The following is a 19,960-nucleotide window of genomic DNA, read 5'->3' on the forward strand; positions in this document are numbered from 1 at the left end:
GGGCCATGCCCGCCAGCGTCAGCCCCTCATTCGTCGAACGGGCGCTGCCCCAGCGTCTGCGTCACGTGGTCGACGAAACAGGTGATACGTGCAGCCAGCGCGGTGTTGCGGTAGTACACCGCGTTGATCGGCTGGCGCACCTCCTGCGTCTGCCTGGCAAACAGCTGCACCAGGCGACCCTCCCGCCGATCCTGGCGGGTCAGGAAGTCGGACAGGCAGGCAATGCCGAGCCCGGCCACCGCCATCTGCCGCAAGGTCTCGCCACTGGACGAAGCAATCGCCGGCGCGATCACGAAAGGCCCACCATCGGCATCGTGCAGCGGCCACTCGTTCAATGAACTGGGCTGGGTGAAGCCCAGCAGGTCGTGCTTGCGCAGCTGCGCCGTCCGTGTGGGCGTACCATGCCGGTGCAGGTACTCGGGGCTGGCTACCACACGGATGCGGCTGTGGCCGATCGGCCGCGCATGCAGGGTGGAGTCGCGCAGCACACCGATGCGGAATGCCACGTCGGTGCGCTTCTCGATCAGGTCGGTGATGCCTTCATTGGAATTCAGCTCCAGCTCCACCTGCGGGTAGCGCTCACGGAAACCCTCAAGCAGCGGCACGATCACGTGCAGCATGAACGGTGTGGCCGCATCCACGCGCAGGCGCCCCACCGGCTGCAGCCGCCGCGCGGCCATCTGTTCCTCAGCCTCGTCCACCGTGGCCAGGATCGTACGGGCGTACTCCAGGAACGCCGCACCTTCCTCGGTCAGTTCCAGCCGCCGCGTGGTCCGCCGAAGCAATGTGGTCTGCAGCTTGTCCTCCAGCCGCGCCAGGGTACGGCTGGTCGCGGAGATGGTCAGCTCAAGCGCCTCGGCCGCTGCGGTGATCGAGCCACTGTCGACCACCGCCACGAACGCCTTCAGCTCATCCAGGGTGGTTTTCATTGTTTACCTCGACGCAAAAGCGTTTCCCGTATACACGGCTTAATCAACAAATGTAAAGCACCCACACTTCGCCCTGTCCCGAGCCCCACCGGCTCTCAACGAAGTCCCTGGAGTCCATCATGAGTGTTCCTTCCTTTGGCGTCGGCACCTTCCGCCTCACCGGCCAGACCGTCATCGACTCGGTGCGCAACGCCCTCGAGGTCGGTTACCGTGCGGTCGACACCGCACAGATCTACGGCAACGAGGCCGAGGTCGGCCAGGCCATTGCCGAATCCGGCGTAGCGCGCGACCAGCTGTTCCTGACCACCAAGATCTGGGTGGACAACTACGCTGCCGACAAGCTGATCCCGAGCCTGCGCGACAGCCTGGCCAAGCTGCGCACCGACCATGTGGACCTGCTGCTGATCCACTGGCCAGCGCCGGGCAATGGCGTTGAACTGCGCGAGTACATGACCGCACTGGCCGAGGCCAAGTCGCTGGGGCTGACCCGCCAGATCGGCGTGTCCAACTTCAACATCGAGCTGACCCGGCAGGCCATCGAGGTGGTCGGCGCCGGCGAGATCGCCACCAACCAGATCGAACTGAGCCCCTACCTGCAGAACCCGGCGCTGACCGCCTTCCTGCAGGACCAGGGCATCACCGTGACCTCCTACATGACCCTGGCCTACGGCAAGGTGCTGAAGGATCCGGTGCTGGCCGCCATCGCCGACAAGCACCAGGCCACCGTGGCCCAGGTGGCGCTGGCATGGGCGCTGCACCAGGGGTACTCGGTCATTCCGTCGTCGACCAAGCGCGAGAACCTGGCCAGCAACCTGCTCGCGCAGGACCTGCGCCTGGATGCCGATGACATGGCCGCGATCGCCGCGCTTGAGCGCAACGGCCGCGAAGTCGATCCGCCGGGCCTGGCCCCGGCCTGGGACTGAGGCGCCCCCCATGGGCAGTGCGATGACCCGGTTGCAGGCCGGTGGTTTCAGCATCGGCATCGAAGCACCACTGGACAATGACTGGACGCCGCTGGGCGAACAGGCACGACGCGCCTCGCGACGTCTGCCCGGCGAACCGGACCTGCAGCGTCATGCGGAACTGGCACGCTTGGCCGACCGCCTCGGCTTCCGTGCGCTCTGGGTACGTGACGTGCCGGTGTACGACCCCGCCTTCGGCGATGCGGCGCAGGTGTTCGAGGTGTTCAGCTACCTCGGCTACCTGGCCGGCATCACCAGGGACATCCTGCTGGGTACCGGTGCGGTGGTGCTGCCGATCAGAGAGCCGTTGCTGACCCTGAAGTCGGCGCGCAGCGTGCAGCGGCTGAGCGGCGACCGCCTGCTGCTGGGCGTGGCCAGCGGCGACCGACCGGTGGAGTACCCGCTGTTCGGCCGCGACTTCGACAGTCGTGGCAGCCGTTTCCGCGAGCAGATCGCGCTGCTGCGCGAGGGCGCCGCTGCGCACCTGCCGCAGGGGCTGGATGTGCTGCCCGCCGATGGCCGGGCCCTGCCGCTGTTCGTGGCCGGCCTGGCCCAGCAGGAACCGACGTGGATCGGCCAGCACATGGATGGTTGCCTGGCCTATCCGGGCACGCCGCAGGACCACGCGCAACGTGTGGCAGCCTGGCGAGCGGTGGCCGGCAACAAACCCTATGCCAGCTTCATCCACCTGGATCTGCTGGCCGATGCCGATGCCCCGCTGCAGCGCTGGCGCTTCGGGCTGCGCAGCGGCCGCAACGCCCTGCTGGCCGAGCTGCACGCCATGCAGGCGGCCGGTGTCGACCACATCGGCCTGCAGTTCCGCCGCAACGAACGGCCGTTGGCCGAAACCTTCCACGAAATCGCCGAGTACGTGCTGCGGCACTTCCCGGCCCATGCCGGCGCCGGCGCGCCGCATGCAACGCTTGCCGTCCCCGCGACGGCCTGACAGTTACCGGAGCTTTGCCATGAAGATGAAGACCCTGGCCGCGCTTGCGCTGGCCGCCCTGCCGCTGTCCTTCCAGGCTACCGCCGAGGACTGGTACCCCTCTGCCTACGGTGCCAACGACGAGATCGGCGCGGCCAACCTGCTGACCGCGGACGTGGTCAAGCACGCGGTTTCGCTGGTCAGGACCGGCAAGACCTATCCGCTGGCGGTGCCCGTGGACAGGAACCTGCCTGCGTTCCGCCATCGCAGCTTCCGCCTGTACAACGTGCAGGTCGGCCAGCAGGCCGGCAAGTCGCTGGGGCCGAACAGGTTCACCTTCAACGATGAGCTGGTGAACGCCTGGACCGGCGTTGGCACCCAGCTCAACGGCATCGGCCACATCGGCATCGACAACGTCTACTACAACGGCAACAAGGCCGCCGACTTCGTCACCGTGGACGGCGTGCGCAAGCTGGGCGTCGAAAAGGTGCCGCCGATGGTTACCCGTGGCGTGGTGCTGGACATGACTGCCCACTTCGGCAAGGCGATCGTGCCCGGCGGCACCGAGTTCACCGTGGCCCACATCCAGGCCGTGCTGAAGAAGCAGGGACTGAGCCTGCGCAAGGGCGACGTGGTGCTGTTCAACACCGGCTGGCTGGAACTGATCGGCAAGGACGACACGCAGTTCCTGGCAGTGGAGCCGGGTATCGGCATGGAGGCCGCCAAATGGCTGGCCGACCAGGGCATTGTTGCCTTCGGTGGCGACACCTGGGCCTCGGAGGTCTACCCGAACCCGAACGGTGCCGAGGAATTCCCGATCAACCAGTACATGCTGGCCAAGCGCGGCATCTACAACCTGGAGCTGATCGACAGCCGTGCGCTGGTGCGCGACAAGGCCTGGGAATTCCTGTTCGTGCTCGGCCAGCCGCTGTACGTCGGCTCGACCCAGGTCAACATCAATCCGGTGGCGATCCGATGAGCACGGCTGCTGGAATTCCCCTGTTCGCCGGCCGCCGTTTCCGCGTCAGTTATGACGGCCTGGCGGCAGACAACGCGTACAGTGCCGATGGTCGCCATGTGCAGTACGCCATCGTTTCCGGTGCCTACGCCGGTGCACGTGGCGAAGCCGCCTGCGAATGGCGGCAGATCAGCGAGGGCGTCTATGCCATTTCGTGGCAGGAAGCGGACGGCGCGACGGTCGTGCATGTCGATGACTTCCTGGGTGGGCGATCACTGGCCTGGTTCACCGCCACCGATGGCAGCTTCCATCGCATGCAGGGGCCACTTGCGGCCCTGTGATCTACCGGTGGCACCGGGCCATGCCCGGTGGGAACACAACGCGGTGATCCCGGCCAGCAGGCGGAACATTACAGGTCGGTAATGTACGGGTCAGGGCGGCGAAAGGCGCCGCCCTCCACTCTGGGGGCCACTTCTGCCACAGGTGTTCCCCGCATGATCCGTTCCCCGTTCCGTCCCGCCTCCCTTGCGCTTTTCCTGTTCGGCCTCGCGGTTGCGCCGCAGGCCCTGGCCCATCCCAGCCTGGTGCGCTCGACACCGGCCGCCGACGCGACCGTTGCCCCGGCCAGCCAGATCGAACTGCAGTTCAGTGAAAAAGTGATGCCGCGCGCCACCCGTATCGAACTGAGCATGGACCATGGCCGCATGAAGATGGCCGTGCCCACCACCGCGCAGGACATCTCCGAAGATGGCCACACGCTGCGTGCGCGCCTGGCCAAGCCGCTGGCGGCCGGCAGCTACGCACTGCAATGGCGTGCGGTCGGCCAGGACAGCCACCCGATCACCGGCACCTACCGTTTCACCGTGAAGTAAGGCGGCTGTCATGGCGGAGTTCTCGCCGTACGCGCTGCGGCTGGCGCTGTACCTGGTGCTGATGCTGCTGTTCGGGCGGATGCTGTTCGTCCGCCCCGCGCTACCGCGCGGCGTCGCATCGGCGCTCACGGTGATTGCGCTGGTACTGGTGATCACCGATGCCGTGACCCGGTTGTCCGGCGTGCTCGGCATCGCGCCAGCCGGGATCGACCGCGAAGCGGTGCGCTGGTTCCTCACGGGCACGCCAGTGGGTGAAGCGGGCCTGCTGCGCATCCTCGCCCTGCTGGCGATGCTGCCGCTGCTGTCCTTCGCCCCTCCATTGCAGGGCCTGCGCCGCCTGGCCCTGCTCGCGCTTTCCGCTACGGCATTGGCAAGCCTGTCCTGGAATGGGCACGGTGCCGCGGGTGACGGGGCAAGCGGCACCGTTCGGCTGGTTGCCGGCATCGTGCACCTGCTGGCCGCCGGCGCCTGGATTGGAGCGATTGCCGCCATCCTGCAGCTGGCACTTCGTCCGCAGGGCCTGCGCCTGCGCGAACGCACCCGGGAGCTGTGGCAGGCCGCCCACGGCTTCGCCCTGCCCGGCACCCTCATCGTCGCCGCGCTGGCCATGACCGGCACCTATACCTATATCGATCTCGGCGGCTCGGTGCAGACCCTCACCGGCACTGCGCACGGGCGCTGGCTGCTGCTCAAGCTGGCCCTGGTGGGCGGCATGCTGGGGCTGGCGGCACTGCATCGCTGGCGGCTGGTGCCGGCACTGGCGGTTTCCATCCATGGCGGCTGGCAACCACGGCCGCTGCGCTCCCTGCGCTACAGCCTGGCCTGCGAATCGGTGCTGGCGGTATTGGTGCTGGCCTGCGTCGCGATCCTCGGCACGCTGGATCCGCTGGCATGAACCGGCGCCACCGACACGTGCCCAAGCTGCGATGATGGGCGCACCATGAAACTGCTGATCGTCGAAGACGAACCCAAGACCGGCAACTACCTGCGCCAGGGCCTGATTGAGGCCGGCTACGTGGTCGACCTCGCCTGCAACGGCATCGATGGACTGCACCTGGCCGGCAGTGGCGAGTACCAGCTGGTCATCCTGGACGTGATGCTGCCCGGCCTCGATGGCTGGAACGTGCTGTCGCGGCTTCGCGAGGCGGGCTGGCAGCTGCCGGTGCTGTTCCTGACCGCGCGCAGCAGCATCGCCGACCGCGTGCAGGGCCTGGAGCTGGGTGCCGACGATTACCTGGCCAAGCCGTTCGCCTTCGCCGAACTGCTGGCGCGCGTGCGTACCCTGCTGCGCCGCGGCCAGGCGTTGCCGCAGGCCGAGCGCATCGTCATCGCCGACCTGGTGGTGGATACCCTGCGCCGGCGGGTCGAGCGCGACGGCCAGCGCATCGCCCTCAGCCAGAAGGAGTACACCCTGCTGGAGCTGCTCGCGCGCCGTCGCGGCGAAGTGCTGCCGCGCTCGCTGATCGCCTCGCAGGTGTGGGACATGAACTTTGACAGCGATACCAACGTGATCGACGTGGCGATCCGCCGCCTGCGCGCGAAAATCGACGACGGCTTCGACGCCAAGCTGATCGTCACCGTACGCGGCATGGGCTATGTGCTGGAGGCGCCGGACGACGGCGCGGTGGGCAACGGATGAGCCTGCGCCGTTCCATTGCGGTACGGCTGACGCTGCTGTTCGCCACCGTTGCCACGCTCGTGCTGGCTGCATTGGGCGTGGCGATCTATGTCAGCGCCCGGCACGATCTGGTGGCGCAGGACTTCGTCGAGCTGGAAAACAAGGTCGCGCTCATACGCGACCTGGCCGGCAATGGACCTGGATCCGCGCGCGGGCAGCGGCTGGCAGAGGCCCTCGGCCACCATCCCGATATCGCCTTCCACATCGCCGATGACCGCGGCACCGTGCTGTTCTCCACCGCGCCGGCACTGCTGCGCGAGCACGCACGCAGCCAGCCCATCGACACCGCGCCACGGCGGCACGACTGGATCCTTGCTGATGGTCGCTGCATGCACGCCCTGTACCTACGGCAGATCCTGGCCGACGGCAGCCAGCTGGTGACCCTGCTGGCCATTGATGACGACCGCCATGCCGATTTCCTGCAGCGCTTCCGCCATCTGCTGGCCATCGCCATCATTGGCGCCGCCGTGGCCAGCAGCCTGCTCGGTGGCTACGTGGTGCGACGCACGCTGCGGCCGCTGCGTACGCTGGCCGATGAAGCCCGGCAGATCACCGCCGGCCGGCTCCAGCGCCGACTGAGTGCACGCAGTGCTCCGGCCGAACTGGAACAGCTGGCACAGACCCTCAACGGCATGCTCGCGCGGTTGCAGCAGGATTTCGCACGACTGACCGAGTTCTCCGGTGATCTCGCCCACGAGCTGCGCACGCCGATCACCAACATGCTGACCCAGGTGCAGGTGGTGCTCGCGCATCCGCGCAGCAACGAGGCCTACCGCGAGACACTGGCGTCGTGTGCCGAGGAACTGCAGCAGCTGGCACAGACCGTGGGTGACCTGCTGTACCTGGCACAGGCCGAGGCACCGGGCGCCCTGCCCTCGCGCGAGCGGGTGGCGCTGGATGCCGTGGTCGATTCCCTGCTGGAGTTCTACGAACCGCTGGCCGATGACCAGCAGTTGGCCCTGCGCCGTGAAGGCACCGCGCAGGTCCAGGGCAACCGGCTGATGCTGCACCGGGCCATTGCCAACCTGCTCTCGAACGCGTTGAAGCACGCGACCGCAGGCAGCGAAGTGCAGGTGCGGCTGGTCGAGTCCGAGGGCCTGTGCAGGATCAGCGTGCACAACGTTGGCATGCCGATTGCCGCAGAAGCGCTGCCGCGGCTGTTCGACCGCTTCTATCGCGGCCAGCGTGGCCGCCATGAAGGCGCCGGGCTGGGCCTGGCGATCACCCGGGCCATTGCGCAGGCACACGGTGGCAGCGTGAGCGTTGTTTCCAACGAAACCGGTACCGCATTCGAACTGGTGCTGCCGAGCGCCGCAGCCCGGTAGTGCCGGCCCGTCGCGGCGTCTCAGGAGCGCAGCTTCGGTAGTGCCGGCCGCTGGCCGGCAACCCCTGTCTGGTCAAACACCCCGGCCACCCAGTCGATGAACACCCGCAGGCGTGGCGATGGCGTGCGGCTGCGCAGGTAGACCAGGTTCAACGGACTCGGCGTCGGCGGCACCTCCGGCAGCAGTTCGACCAGTTGCCCACGCGCGATGTACGGGTCCATCCGGTAGCGCGGTGCCTGGATGATTCCCAGCCCCGCCAGCGCGGCGCCCAGGAACGCATCCGCGCCGGAAACACGCACCCGTGCGGGGAGCGGCACATAACGCACCTGCATGCCTTGCTGGAACTCCAACGGAATCAGCTGGCCGGTGGCACTGGAGCGATAGCCGACCATTTCGTGGCCTTCCAGCAGGGATTCGAGGCTGCCCGGCAGGCCCCTGTCCTGCACGTAGCCTGGCGAGGCCACCGTGACCTCACGCAGCATCGTCAACCGTCGCGCCGCCAGATCACTGTCGGCCAGCGCGCCGACCCGCAGCGCCGCGTCCACACCCTCACGCAGCAGATCCACATAGCGGTCGCCCTCGCTGACCTCCAGCTCGATCTCCGGGTAGCGCTGCAGGAAGTCCGGCAGGTGCGGAAGCAGCAGATGTCGCCCCAGCGTGCCATGCACCTCGATTCGCAGCGGGCCGCGCGGGGGTACGTCACGGAACGCGGCTTCAGCGTCGTCCATGTCGGCGATCAGGCGCAGGCAACGGCCGTAGAAGGCCTCACCTTCCAGCGTCGGTACCACCAACCGCGTGGTCCGGTGCAACAGGCGCACGCCCAACCGCGTTTCCAACGCCTTGATCGCATCGGTCACCGTGGCCCGCGGCAGGCCCAGGTCTTCGGAGGCACGCGTGAAGCTGCGGCGCTCGACAATACGGACGAAGGCGCGCATTGCCGTGAAACGGTCCATTGTTCGAGTTTCCGGATGATGTTGGCGGATTATGCAGGATTATCCGGACACTCGATGTGGCGAAGATGGTCCTGCGCCGCTCCGGCGTGCCCCGCTGGAATCCACCATGCCTACTCCCCCCGTCCGCCGCGTCGCCCTGGTCACGGGCGGCTCCCGCGGTATCGGCGCCGCCATCTCACGTCGGCTCGCGGCCGATGGCTACGCGGTCGCGATCAACTACGCCCGGCGCCGTGACGACGCCGAGGCGCTGGCTGCCGAACTCAACGCAGCCGGCGCGCAGGCCATCACCCTGCAGGCCGATGTGGCAGACCCGAAGGCGGTGCGCCAGCTGTTCGATGCCATCGACACCCGTTTCGGCGGCATCGACGTGGTCGTCAACAGCGCCGGCGTGCTGCAGCTGGCACCACTGGCCGACACCGACGACGCCCTGTTCGAGCGGGTGATCGGCATCAACCTCAAGGGCGCCTTCAATGTGCTGCGTGAAAGCGCACGACGGGTGCGCGACGATGGCCGCCTGATCACCCTCTCAACCAGCGTGGTCGGCATCAGGCTGGAGAACTACAGTGTGTACGCAGCCAGCAAGGCGGCGGTGGAGACGATGGGCGCGATCCTCAGCAAGGAGCTGCGCGGGCGCAACATCACCGTGAACGCAGTGGCACCGGGACCCACCGCCACCGACCTGTTCCTGGAAGGCAAATCGCCGGAGCTGATCGAACGGTTGGCCAAGCTGAATCCCCTGGAACGGCTGGGTACGCCCGAGGACATCGCCGGTGCGGTCGGATTCCTGGCCAGCACCGATGGCGGGTGGATCAACGGCCAGGTGCTGCGCGCCAACGGCGGGATGGTCTAGATCGCGCGGAGGGCATCCACGCATGGCGTGGATCTACCTGGGAACCCGTGGCAGCCCATCGTATCCACGCAGCACGTAGGGCCCCTGTAGAGCCGAGCCCATGCTCGGCTGCTTCTAGTCTTCGCGCCACGAGCAGCCGAGCATGGGCTCGGCTCTACAGTGTGGTCAGGCGGAACGGGCCTCGCGGCGGCGGTGCACCCAGTAGTACAGCGTGGGCAGCACCAAGAGGGTCAGCAGCATCGCCGACAGCAGGCCGCCGATCACCACCACCGCCAGCGGTTTCTGGGTCTCGGCACCGATCGCGTGCGAAGTCGCCATCGGCAGCAGGCCGAACATCGCCAGCAACGCGGTCATCAGCACCGTGCGCAGGCGTTGCAGTGAGCCCTGCACCACCGACTGCAGCAGGTCCATGCCTTGTTCGCGCAGCTGGGCAAATCGACTGAGCATCACCACCCCGTTCAAGACCGCCTGCCCGAACAAGGCGATGAATCCAATCGCCGCCGACACCGACAGCGGAATGCCGGTCAGCCAGAGCGCCAGGATGCCGCCGATCATCGCCAACGGTACGTTGGCCAGGATCAGGGCCGCACTGCTGATGTCCTTGAAGGCATCAAACAGCAGCACGAAGATCAGCAGCACCGACAACGGAATCACCCAGCCCAGCCGCTTCATCGCGCGCTGCTGGTTCTCGAATTCACCGGACCACTCCAGCCGGTAGCCCTCGGTCAGCTGCACGTTCGCATCCACGCGCTTGCGCATGTCGGCCACCACGCTGCCCATGTCACGCCCGGCGATGAAGATGCTGACCGCCTTCACCCGCTGTGCGTTCTCACGCGAGATGTTGATCGCGCCACTGGCCATGCGGAAGTCGGCCACGTCGGACAGCGTCACCGCATGGCCATCGCCGATGCCCACCGGCACCGTGCGCAGGCGCTGCAGGTCACGGTCGGCGTCGTCCAGGCGCAACGTGATCGGGAACTTGCGGTCGCCCTCCCACAGCTCGCCCACCTGACGTCCGCCCAGCGCGGTCTCGATCACCTCGTCGACGTCCCGCACGTTCAGGCCGTAGCGCACGGCACGGTCGCGATCGATCTCGATCTGCAGCTGTGGCAGCGAGCCATCACGGTCGATGAAGGCGCTCTCCACGCCCTCCACGCCGCGCACCTGGGCCAGGATGGCCTGCGCCTGCCGGTTCAGCACCTCCAGGTCCGAGCCACTGACCTTGATCACCACCTGGCCCTTGATCTGCGAAATGCTCTCCAGGATGTTGTCGCGCACCGGCTGCGAGATCGAGAACTCCGGGCCCGGAATGCGTTGCTCCAGGGTGCGTTGCAGGTCACTCACGAGCTGCCGCTTGTCCACGCCCTTCGGCCACTCCTTCTCCGGTTTCAGCGCTACCAGTGCCTCGATCTGGTTGGCGCCCTTGGCATCGGAGCCGTCTTCCGGGCGGCCGAGCTTGGCCACCACCGTCGACACCTGCGGGAAGGTGCCGACCAGCTCGCGGATGCGCCGCGACTGCTGCTGCGCCTCGGCCAGGCTGGTACTGGGGTCGAGCGTGGCGGTCAGCCAGATCGAACCCTCGTCCAGCTCCGGCAGGAACTCCGAGCCCAGCCGCGTGCCCAGCGCCAGCGTGGCGACCAGCAGCGCCACCGCGGTCAGCACCACCGCACGTGGTCGCGCCAGGGCGCGCTCCAGCACCGGCTTGTACCAACCGGTCAGGCGGTCCATCAGCGGATTGCCGTCACGCATGCGGTCGCGCCGCAGCCACCAGAAGCAGAACAGCGGTACTACGGTCAGCGCCAGGATCAACGCACCGATCAGCGCCGAGGTCACCGAGTAGGCCATCGGTGCGAACATGCGGCCTTCCTGGCGCTGCAGGGTGAAGATCGGGATGTGCGCGGCGATGATGATCAGCATCGAGAAGAACGTCGGCCGGCCTACCTCGGATGCCGCCGAGAGGATGGTCGAGAAGCGTGTCTTCCTGTCGGCGTTGGGCGGCAGTTTCGATAGTCGCGAAACGATGTGCTCGGTCACGATCACCGCGCCATCGATGATGATGCCGAAGTCCATCGCGCCCAGTGACAGCAGATTGGCCGGCACGCCCCACAGGTGCAGGCCGAGGAAGGTCGACAGCAGCGCCAACGGCATCATCGCCGCCACGATCAGCGCCGCGCGGGCGTTGTACAGGAACAGCCACAGCACCAGGAACACCAGCACCGCACCTTCCAGCAGGTTGCGGAACACGGTTTTCAATGTGGTCGAGACCAGCCACGAGCGGTCGTAGAACGGCTCGATGCTGACCCCGGCCGGCAGCTGGTTCGCTTCGATCTCGGCGATGCGCTTATGCAGGGCGTCGAGCACATCGGACGGATTTTCGCCCTTGCGCATCAGCACCATGCCGAACACCGCGTCGTCGTTGTCGTCCTGCCCGACCAGGCCCTGCCGGGGCAGGCCGGTGTCGGCGATGCCGGCAAGATCGCGTACCAGGATCGGCGTTCCGCCACGCTGCGCTACCACCACGTTGCCGATGTCGGCCGGCGAACGCATCAGGCCCACGCCGCGGATCAGGAACTGCTGCTGGCCGCGCTCCACATAGCCGCCACCCGCATTCGAACTGCCCTTCTCCAGCGCTTCGGCGAACTCGCCGAGACTGATACCGCGGTCGCGCAGCTTGTCCAGGTCCGGCTTGACCTGGAACGTCCGCGCGAAGCCACCAAAGCTGATCACATCGGCCACGCCCGGCACCGTGCGCAGGCTGCGCTCCATCACCCATTCCTGGGTGGTGCGCAGCTGGGTGGACGTCATGTGCGGGCCTTTCAGCACATAGCGGTAGATCTCGCCCACCGCCGAGCTCATCGCCTCCAGCTCCGGGGTCACCCCTTCCGGCAGCTCCACGCCCTGCAGGCGCTCCAGCACCTGCTGGCGCGCGAAATAGTCATCGGCCTTGTCATCGAAGGTCAGGATGATCATCGACAGGCCGAACTGCGTATGCGAGAACACCCGCACCGAATGCGGGATGCCGGACAACGCAACCTCCAGCGGCATCGTCACCTCGCGCTCCACCTCTTCGGCGGCACGACCGGGGTGCAGCGACACCACGGTCACCTGGGTGTCGGACACGTCCGGGAAGGCTTCCACCGGCAGCACGCGGAACGCGGCAATGCCGGCGCCGATGAACAACAGCAACGCCAGCATCACCATCAACGGCTGGCGCAGGCAATAGGCAATCAGGCGATCGATCATGGCGCGGCGTGCCCCGTGCCGCTGCCGGTGGTCGCAGCAACCGGTGCGCTGTCCACCAGCTGCTGCAGCAGCAGCCCGCCCTCGACCACCACCCGGCTGCCGGCAACCAGGCCCTCGCGTACCCACAGGCGGCCGTCACCGAGTTCTTCGGCATACACCGCATGGCGCACGAAGCGCCCCTTGCCCTCTTCCACGAACACCACCTGCCTGCCATCGATCAGCAGCACCGCCGCATCCGGCAGGGTGACGCCACCCTCGGCCGGCAACGCCACCTGTGCGCGCACGTACTGCCCGGCCTTGAATCCGCGGGTGCGGTTGTCCAGCTCTGCGCGCGCCTGCACCACGCGGCGTTCGCTGTCGACGAAGTCGTCCACGTGCTGCAGCGTGGCCTGCAGGGGCGTGCCGTCGGCGCCGGGCACGCTCACCTGCATGCCGGCCTTCAGGCGCCCGGCCAGGCTTTCGGGAATGTCCAGCAGCAGCCACAGGCGATCCGGATCGCCGATCACCGCCAACGGCTGCTCGCTGTCCGGGCTGACCGTCATGCCCGGGCTCATCCGCCGCTCCACCAGCACGCCATCGATGGGCGCGCGCAGCGGCAGGCGCTGATCGACGTGCTGGCCATTGCCATAGGCCTTGGCAAAGGCGGTTGCGCGCGCATGATCGGCCTGGCTGCCGGCGAAGCTGGCCTCGGCCTCATCCAGCTCGCGCCCGGACGCTACGCCCGCGGCGTGCAGCTCGCGGGTGCGTTCCAGTTCCTTGCGCGCCTGCTGCAGTTCCGCGCGACCACGCGCGCCTTCGGCCTGGGCCTGGCCGAATTCCGGCGAGGTGATCCAGGCGATGACCTGGCCGGCCTTCACCTGTTGCCCCGGCTGCGCCTCGATCCGCGCCACCTGCCCCGGCAGCGGCGTACGCAGTGCACTGGAGCGGGTTTCATCCCAGACCACCCGGCCCGGCAGCTGCAGGCTGGCGCTGGCACCGGCGGTCACGGCCTCGCTCCGCAGTACATCCAGCTGGCGGCTGTCGGCCGGGAACTGGATCTGCCCGGCACTGACCTGCGGCGCATCCTCGGTGTACGAGGCCGGCTCACGACCACAGCCGCTGAGCAGGGCCAGCGCCAGCAACGCCGGCAGCACGGCATGTCGCGCCCGCAGGCGATGGGCGACAGTGGACTTCATCGGGATTCTCCTTCAGCAACGGATGTGGCGGCTTCCCAGCGCGCCAGGGCAATGGCATGGTCGGCGCGTGCTTCGATCAGCGCGCCCTCGAAGTCGCGCCAGCTACGGCGTGCATCCAGCAGGTCGGTCAGGCTGGCGGCGCCACGGCGGTACGCCAGCTCGATGCCCTCCACCGCCTTGCGCGCGGCGTCGGCGTGCAGGCCTTCATAGTCGGTGCGGCGCTGCGTGGCGGCCTGCGCGCTGGCCAGCAACTGGTCCAGCTCGGAGCGCGCTTCGCGCTGCCGCACCTGCAGCTCAAGCGCCGCGCTGTCACGGTCGGCTTCGGCACGCTGGATGGCACCGCGCGCACGCGATGGGCCGCCGAGTGGAATGGTCAACGACACGCCCCAGGTGACACCGTTGATATCGGTCGGTTCCCGCTCCGCCTCCACGCCCAGCTGGATATCGCGGTGGCGCTCGCTGCGTGCCAGCGCCACGCCGGCATCGGCGGCGGCCAGGCGCGAGCGCGCCGCGCGCAGATCGGCGCGCTGCTGCGGATCGAATGCCCGCATACCGGCCACACCGGCGGCGTCCGGCCACGCGTCATCGGCACTCAGCTCGCCGCTGTCATCGCGGCCGAGCAACAGGCCCAGCGTGTGCCGCGCATCGCGCAGATCCAGCGCCGCCTCGCGTGCCGCGTCGGCGACGGCAAGGTCGTCCACCGCCAGCCGCGCACGATCCACGGGCGCCATCGCTCCGGTTGCGACCTGCTTGTCGGCAGCGGCCATCTGTTCGGCCGAACTCTGGCGGTTGGCCTCGGCAATCTGCGCCCGCTCCTGTGCGCCCTTCAGGCCGAAGTAGGCTTCATGCAGCGCCACCTGCTGTCGGCGCCGGGTATCCAGCATCTCCAGCCCGGCCACTTCCAGCAGCGCATCGGCCTGGCGGACGCGCAGTGCGCGCTTGCCACCGCGTTCCCAGGTCCAGCCCAGGCCCAGCGTGCTGTCCACCCGTTTGTCCTGCCAGCGTCCGGGGCCGATGCCATGCTTGGGGCTGATCTTGCTGCTGCCGATCGAAAGCTCGGCTGCGGGCCGCAGCGCGGCCGTCTGCGCATCGCCCTGCACGCCGCGCAGCTCCAGTGCCGCCGCACGCAGGTCCGGGTTGTGTGCTTCCATTGCACGCTGTGCTTCCTGCAGGGACAACGCCGAAGCCGAGGGCGCGCAGCAAAGAGTGGCGAGTACGGCCACGAGACAAGAGGAGAAGTTCATGCGCGTCACGGTAAGGTGACGCACTTGCGCCAAACTTGCCTCAACCTTGCACGAAGCTTGCAATGCGAATCCTGCTGATCGAAGACGATGCCGCTCTGGCCGATGGACTTATCCGCGCCCTGCAGGGCGCCGGTCATCTATGCGACCACCTCTCGCGTGGGTTGCACGCGCCCGCAGCGTTGGCCAGCGCACCGTATGACGTGATGGTGCTGGACCTCTCGCTGCCCGACGTCGATGGCCTGGATCTGCTGTCGCGGCTGCGCAACGATGGCGTCACCCTGCCGGTGCTGATCCTGACGGCACGCGACGGCGTGGAAGACCGCATCCTTGGGCTGGACCGGGGTGGCGACGATTACCTGGCCAAGCCGTTCGCACTGGGTGAGCTGGAAGCACGCCTGCGCGCGTTGTCACGCCGGCGCAGCGACGCGCCGGCGCAGAAGCGGCTCGGGCGCCTGTGCTTCGACAGCATCCGCAATGAAGTACAGGTGGATGGGCAGCGCATCGAACTGACCGCGCGCGAGCTGGCGCTGGTCGAGGCGCTGATGCAGCATCCCGGTCGCACTGTCACCAAGCAGCGCCTGTTCGATGCGTTGTACAGCTGGGACCACGAAGCCAACCTGTCGGTGATCGAGGTGCACGTCAGCCGCCTGCGCCGCAAACTGGAACAGGCGCGTGCCGGCGTTGGCATCCGCATGCTGCGCGGCCTCGGGTATCGCCTGGAGGCCGGCGGTGACTGAGCGCGTGCACAGCCTGCGCGGCCTGCTGCTGCGTCGCCTGTGGCTGCCGCTGCTGGTACTGATGCTGTGCAGCGCGGTCGGCTCGTTCGCGCTGGCCCGCTTCTATGCCGGCCAGGTCTACGATCGCTGGCTGCTGGACTCGGCGATGTCGTTGTCCGAGCTGGTGAAGGTGCAGGACGACCAAGTCTCCATCGAGATCACGCCGGCGGTCTCGCGCATGTTCACCTGGGACACCGCCGACGAAGTGCATGGCGAGGTGGTCGATGCCGCGGGCGGGCGCCTGTACGGCGATCTGCCCGAGGCACTGCCGCGCCCAACCGTCGCCGCCGATGGCAGCGACGCGGTCTACTACGACGCACGCCTGCGCGGCCAGGCGGTGCGCATGGTGGAAGTGGTGGTCAGCGCCGGGCCAGGCCATGACATCCGCCTGCGCGTGGCCGAAACGCTGCGCAAGCGCCATCGCCTGGAACGCAAGCTGCTGATGACCAGCATCCCGTTCCAGACCGCGATCCTGGCACTGGCCGCATGGCTGGCCTGGTCGGGCACCGGCGCCGCCGCTCGGCACGCCAACCAGGTCGCGCGGCGATTGGCCAGCCCGCGCCCGGACCCGCTTGCGCCCCTGGAACCGGCGCAGGAAGCGCCGCGCGAACTGTGGCCGGCGGTAGAGGCCTACAACGCGCTGCTGCAACGCCTGGACGCCATGCAGGCCGCGCAGCGGCGTTTCGTCAGCAATGCCGCGCACCAGCTGCGCACGCCCCTGGCGGCGATGCAGGTGGAACTTGAAAGCTCGTTGCGCCAGCATAATCCGCAGGCGCAGCAACTGGCATTGTCCGGCACGCTGGCCGGGCTGGCACGGCTGCAGCACCTGGTCAACCAACTGCTGCTGCTCAGCCGCTCCGAGGAATCGCAGGGCAGCGCGCTGTCACTGCAGCCTGTGGATCTGGCCGCACTCGCCCGGGGCGTGGTCGAACGCTATGCCGACCGGGCGCTGGCCGCGGGCGCGGACCTGGGCTACGACGGCCCGGATGACGGCGTGCAGGTACAGGGTGAGCCGCAGCTGCTGCGCGAGGCGTTGGGCAATCTGCTGGACAACGCGCTGCGTTACGGCTCCATGCGCGGCGTAGTTACCCTGGGTGTGTGGCAGGATGCCCACGGCGTGCAGGTGTGGGTGGACGATGACGGCCCCGGCATCCCCGCGGCCGAACGAAGCCACGTCACCGAACGCTTCTACCGCGCCAGCAGCGAAGGCGACGGCTGTGGTTTGGGCCTGGCCATCGTGGCCGAGATCGCGCAACGGCATGGCGCAGCACTGGCGATCGACACCGCCCCCATCGGCGGCGCGCGGGTCAGCCTGCGGTTCACCTGACGACTACGGAACACCCCCTGTAGAGCCGAGCCCATGCTCGGCTGCCGTTGGCGGCATGCCTGAGTAGACGCCAGCCCTGGTTGGCGCCGTTGATCTCCCGAGTGCCAACCAAGGTTGGCACCCACCAGAGCGGGGTTGCTCGACAGGCATGCCCTGGTAGCGGCCAACCTTGGTTGGCAATGGTGATCTCCTCGTGCGCCAACCAAGGTTGGCACCCACCAAGCGGGGTTGCTCTCACCTGGCGACTACAGAACACCCCCTGTAGAGCCGAGCCCATGCTCGGCTGGCGTTGGCGGCATGCCTGAGTAGGCGCCAACCCTGGTTGGCGCCGTTGATCTCCCGAGTGCCAACCAAGGTTGGCACCCACCATCAACGCATCACCGGCTCATCGAATACGGGGCCTGCGCCCCCTGCCCCGGCCAATCCTTGTTGGGCTCGGCCTGCATGCTGAAACGCAGTTCGCCACCGGCCAGGATCTCGTCGTGGCGCAGGAACGTGCGCTGCAACGGCTTGCCGTTGAGGCTCACGCTGCCCACATAGGTATGCGCGTCATCCAGCCCGTCGGCCACGATGGTGAAGGTCTTGCCGTTGGGCAGGCGCATCGCGGTCTTCGGCAGGAACGGGCGGCCGAGGATGTACTCACCCGAGCCAGGAGCCACCGGGTAGAAACCCAGCGCGGTGAACACGTACCACGCCGACATCTGGCCCACGTCGTCATTGCCGGCCAGGCCATCGGGCCGGTCGGCGTACTGGGTATCCATGATCTGCTTCAGGCGTGCCTGCGTGCGCCACGGCTGTCCCGCGTACGAATACAGGTAGGCCACGTGGTGGCTGGGCTCGTTGCCGTGCGCATACCAGCCGATCAGGCCGGTGATGTCTTCCATGTGCGCGAAGATCGACGGATCCACCTTTGCGTTGAACACATCGTCCAACCGCGCCAACAGCTTGTCGCTGCCCCCGTGGGCTGCGGCCAGCCCGGCCACGTCCTGCGGCACGTACCAGGAGTACTGCCAGGCGTTGCCCTCGGTGTAGTCGGTGCCGTAGCCGCTGGCGCTGGGATCGAACGGCTCGCGGAAGCTGCCATCGCGCTTGCGCGCACGCATGAAGCCGGTGTCCTTGTCGAACGCGTTGCGCCAATTTCCGGCACGCTTGTCGAAGGTCGCCGCCACATCGGCCTTGCCCATCGCCTGCGCCATGCGCGCGATGGTCCAGTCGTCGAAGGCGTACTCCAGCGTCTTGCTGGCCGCCTCGCCCTCCTCGTCGATCGGCACGTAGCCCAGCTCGCGGTACTGCGCGATGCCATCATATGGACCGTAGTTGGCGGTCTCGACCATCGCCCTCAACGCCTTGTCGGCGTCGAAGCCACGGATGCCCTTCACGTAGGCATCGGCGATCACCGGCACCGCGTGGTAGCCGATCATGCACCAGTCTTCCAGCCCGTGGAACGACCACACCGGCAGCATGCCATAGGGACTGTGCTCATGATGGGCGAGCATGGAGTTCACGAAATCGCTGTTGCGCTTCTCCGGCTGCACCAGGGTCAGCAACGGATGCAGCGCCCGGTAGGTATCCCACAGCGAGAAGGTGGAGTAGTTCGTGTAGCCCTTGGCCTGATGCACGGCATTGTCCGAGCCGCGGTACTGGCCATCGGCATCCATGAACAGCGTCGGCCCCAGCAGGGTGTGGTACAGCGCCGTGTACGCACTGCGGCGCGCATGTTCGGGGGCGTCGATATCAAGGACCGACAGCGCCTGCGTCCACTCCTGCTTCGCCTGCGCGCGCACGCGGTCGAAATCGAAGTCGGCCACTTCGGCATCGAGGTTGGCGATGGCCCCGGCCTCGCTGACCGGCGAAATCGCCACCTTCACCACCAGCGGTGCATCCAGCTTGCCGAAGTTGAAGGTACCGACCAGCTGCCGTCCCTCGATCTGGGCACGCTGCTTCGGGTCTTTCTCGCCAGGGGGCGCGAAGCCCTTGTAGACGATCTCCTGCTCGGTGTTGTGCAGTTCGTGGCCCGACAGCGGGCGCGAGAAGCGCATCGCAAAGTACAGCTGGCGGCCGGCGGCCCAACCACGGGTCTCGCGGAAGCCGGTCACCGTGCCATCGGAGCGCACCCGTACTCGCGACCACAGGATCTTGCCCGGGTAGTCGTACATGCTGGTGCGCATGTCCAGCAGCACCTTGGCGTCGGCGCCTTTCGGGAACGCATAACGATGCACGCCCGCGCGCGCGCTGGTGGTCAGCTCGGCACGCACCTTGTAATCGTCCAGGGTGACCGCGTAGTAGCCCGGCTCGGCTTTTTCATCGTCGTGGCGGAAGCGCGAGGCGTAGCCGCTGCCGGGCTTGTCCGGATCACCGCGCTCCAGGCCGGGGTTGCCGGTGAACGGCATCAGCAGGATGTCGCCCAGATCCGAATGGCCGGTACCGGAGAAATGCGTATGCGAGAAGCCGACGATGCTGCTGTCGTCGTAGCGGTAGCCGGCCGCCCAGCCATACGCCTTCTCGCGTGGCTGGATGCGCGTATCCGGGCTGAGCTGGACCATGCCGAACGGCACCGTCGCACCCGGATAGGTATGGCCCTCGCCGCCGGTACCGATGAATGGATCGACCGAGGCGTAGGCCTTGTCAGCGGCAGTTCTGGCAGGAGCGGCAGAAGCCAGGCCGGAAGCGAGCATCACCGTGGCGGCGACAGCGATCAGGAGACGACGGTCCAGCGTGGGCATCGGCATTTGGATCGATTCAG

General features: G+C 67.6%; 17 protein-coding genes. 11 read left to right on the plus strand and 6 right to left on the minus strand.

Annotation, left to right across the window (positions count from 1 at the left end):
- Window positions 1-26: 26 nt before the first annotated feature.
- Window positions 27-929, minus strand: a complete 903-nt coding sequence (locus tag AC5P88_RS18180; protein ID WP_495225687.1) for a LysR substrate-binding domain-containing protein — start codon at window positions 927-929, stop codon at window positions 27-29.
- A 119-nt stretch (window positions 930-1,048) separates the two neighbouring features.
- Here AC5P88_RS18180 and dkgB point away from each other — a divergent pair, with 119 nt between their 5' ends.
- The 8 genes from dkgB to AC5P88_RS18220 all read left to right on the plus strand — a co-directional run bounded on the left by dkgB (window position 1,049) and on the right by AC5P88_RS18220 (window position 7,649).
- Window positions 1,049-1,852: a 2,5-didehydrogluconate reductase DkgB gene (gene dkgB, locus AC5P88_RS18185; protein WP_106548603.1), complete on the plus strand. Its 804-nt coding sequence runs from the start codon at window positions 1,049-1,051 to the stop codon at window positions 1,850-1,852.
- A 10-nt stretch (window positions 1,853-1,862) separates the two neighbouring features.
- Window positions 1,863-2,837 carry a TIGR03571 family LLM class oxidoreductase gene (locus tag AC5P88_RS18190; protein WP_495225688.1) on the plus strand — a complete coding sequence of 325 codons (975 nt, stop codon included), beginning with the start codon at window positions 1,863-1,865 and terminating at the stop codon, window positions 2,835-2,837.
- A 19-nt stretch (window positions 2,838-2,856) separates the two neighbouring features.
- Window positions 2,857-3,795 (plus strand): cyclase family protein, encoded by a 939-nt coding sequence (locus AC5P88_RS18195; protein WP_495225689.1) that lies wholly within the window; start codon window positions 2,857-2,859, stop codon window positions 3,793-3,795.
- Entirely contained in the window at window positions 3,792-4,115 is a 324-nt protein-coding gene (locus AC5P88_RS18200; protein ID WP_495225690.1) for a MoaF-related domain-containing protein, read from the plus strand. Before AC5P88_RS18195 ends, AC5P88_RS18200 begins: the two co-directional genes overlap by 4 nt.
- Before the next feature lie 153 nt (window positions 4,116-4,268).
- Window positions 4,269-4,646: a copper homeostasis periplasmic binding protein CopC gene (gene copC, locus AC5P88_RS18205; RefSeq protein WP_106548607.1), complete on the plus strand. Its 378-nt coding sequence runs from the start codon at window positions 4,269-4,271 to the stop codon at window positions 4,644-4,646.
- Between the two features lie 10 nt (window positions 4,647-4,656).
- On the plus strand, window positions 4,657-5,541 hold the full coding sequence (copD, locus tag AC5P88_RS18210; RefSeq protein ID WP_106548608.1) for a copper homeostasis membrane protein CopD: 885 nt from the start codon (window positions 4,657-4,659) through the stop codon (window positions 5,539-5,541).
- Window positions 5,542-5,586: 45 nt separating this feature from the next.
- On the plus strand, window positions 5,587-6,285 hold the full coding sequence (locus AC5P88_RS18215; protein ID WP_495225691.1) for a heavy metal response regulator transcription factor: 699 nt from the start codon (window positions 5,587-5,589) through the stop codon (window positions 6,283-6,285).
- Window positions 6,282-7,649: a heavy metal sensor histidine kinase gene (locus tag AC5P88_RS18220; RefSeq protein WP_495225692.1), complete on the plus strand. Its 1,368-nt coding sequence runs from the start codon at window positions 6,282-6,284 to the stop codon at window positions 7,647-7,649. The genes AC5P88_RS18215 and AC5P88_RS18220 overlap by 4 nt, the downstream gene beginning before the upstream one ends.
- Window positions 7,650-7,669: 20 nt before the next feature.
- Here AC5P88_RS18220 and AC5P88_RS18225 read toward each other — a convergent pair whose 3' ends face one another.
- Window positions 7,670-8,602, minus strand: a complete 933-nt coding sequence (locus AC5P88_RS18225; protein ID WP_495225693.1) for a LysR family transcriptional regulator — start codon at window positions 8,600-8,602, stop codon at window positions 7,670-7,672.
- 106 nt (window positions 8,603-8,708) lie between these two features.
- Between AC5P88_RS18225 and AC5P88_RS18230 the strand changes: the two genes are divergently transcribed.
- Window positions 8,709-9,452: an SDR family oxidoreductase gene (locus AC5P88_RS18230; protein ID WP_495225694.1), complete on the plus strand. Its 744-nt coding sequence runs from the start codon at window positions 8,709-8,711 to the stop codon at window positions 9,450-9,452.
- A 165-nt stretch (window positions 9,453-9,617) separates the two neighbouring features.
- On the opposite strand, the gene AC5P88_RS18235 is transcribed toward AC5P88_RS18230, so the two are convergent.
- Genes AC5P88_RS18235 through AC5P88_RS18245 form a run of 3 tightly spaced genes read right to left on the minus strand, consistent with a single transcriptional unit; the run spans window position 9,618 to window position 15,114 of the window.
- Window positions 9,618-12,695, minus strand: a complete 3,078-nt coding sequence (locus tag AC5P88_RS18235; RefSeq protein ID WP_495225695.1) for an efflux RND transporter permease subunit — start codon at window positions 12,693-12,695, stop codon at window positions 9,618-9,620.
- Window positions 12,692-13,870, minus strand: coding sequence for an efflux RND transporter periplasmic adaptor subunit (locus tag AC5P88_RS18240; RefSeq protein ID WP_495225696.1), 1,179 nt, complete (start codon window positions 13,868-13,870; stop codon window positions 12,692-12,694). Before AC5P88_RS18240 ends, AC5P88_RS18235 begins: the two co-directional genes overlap by 4 nt.
- Window positions 13,867-15,114 carry a TolC family protein gene (locus tag AC5P88_RS18245; protein ID WP_495225697.1) on the minus strand — a complete coding sequence of 416 codons (1,248 nt, stop codon included), beginning with the start codon at window positions 15,112-15,114 and terminating at the stop codon, window positions 13,867-13,869. Before AC5P88_RS18245 ends, AC5P88_RS18240 begins: the two co-directional genes overlap by 4 nt.
- A gap of 62 nt (window positions 15,115-15,176) precedes the next feature.
- Between AC5P88_RS18245 and AC5P88_RS18250 the strand changes: the two genes are divergently transcribed.
- Entirely contained in the window at window positions 15,177-15,851 is a 675-nt protein-coding gene (locus tag AC5P88_RS18250) for a response regulator (RefSeq protein ID WP_106548616.1), read from the plus strand.
- Window positions 15,844-17,217, plus strand: a complete 1,374-nt coding sequence (locus AC5P88_RS18255) for a sensor histidine kinase (protein WP_495225698.1) — start codon at window positions 15,844-15,846, stop codon at window positions 17,215-17,217. The genes AC5P88_RS18250 and AC5P88_RS18255 overlap by 8 nt, the downstream gene beginning before the upstream one ends.
- 377 nt (window positions 17,218-17,594) lie before the next feature.
- Here AC5P88_RS18255 and AC5P88_RS18260 read toward each other — a convergent pair whose 3' ends face one another.
- Window positions 17,595-19,946, minus strand: coding sequence for a GH92 family glycosyl hydrolase (locus AC5P88_RS18260; RefSeq protein ID WP_495225699.1), 2,352 nt, complete (start codon window positions 19,944-19,946; stop codon window positions 17,595-17,597).
- Window positions 19,947-19,960 lie beyond the last annotated feature (14 nt).

It is taken from the genome of Stenotrophomonas sp. YJH_SMC_8, assembly GCF_059371315.1.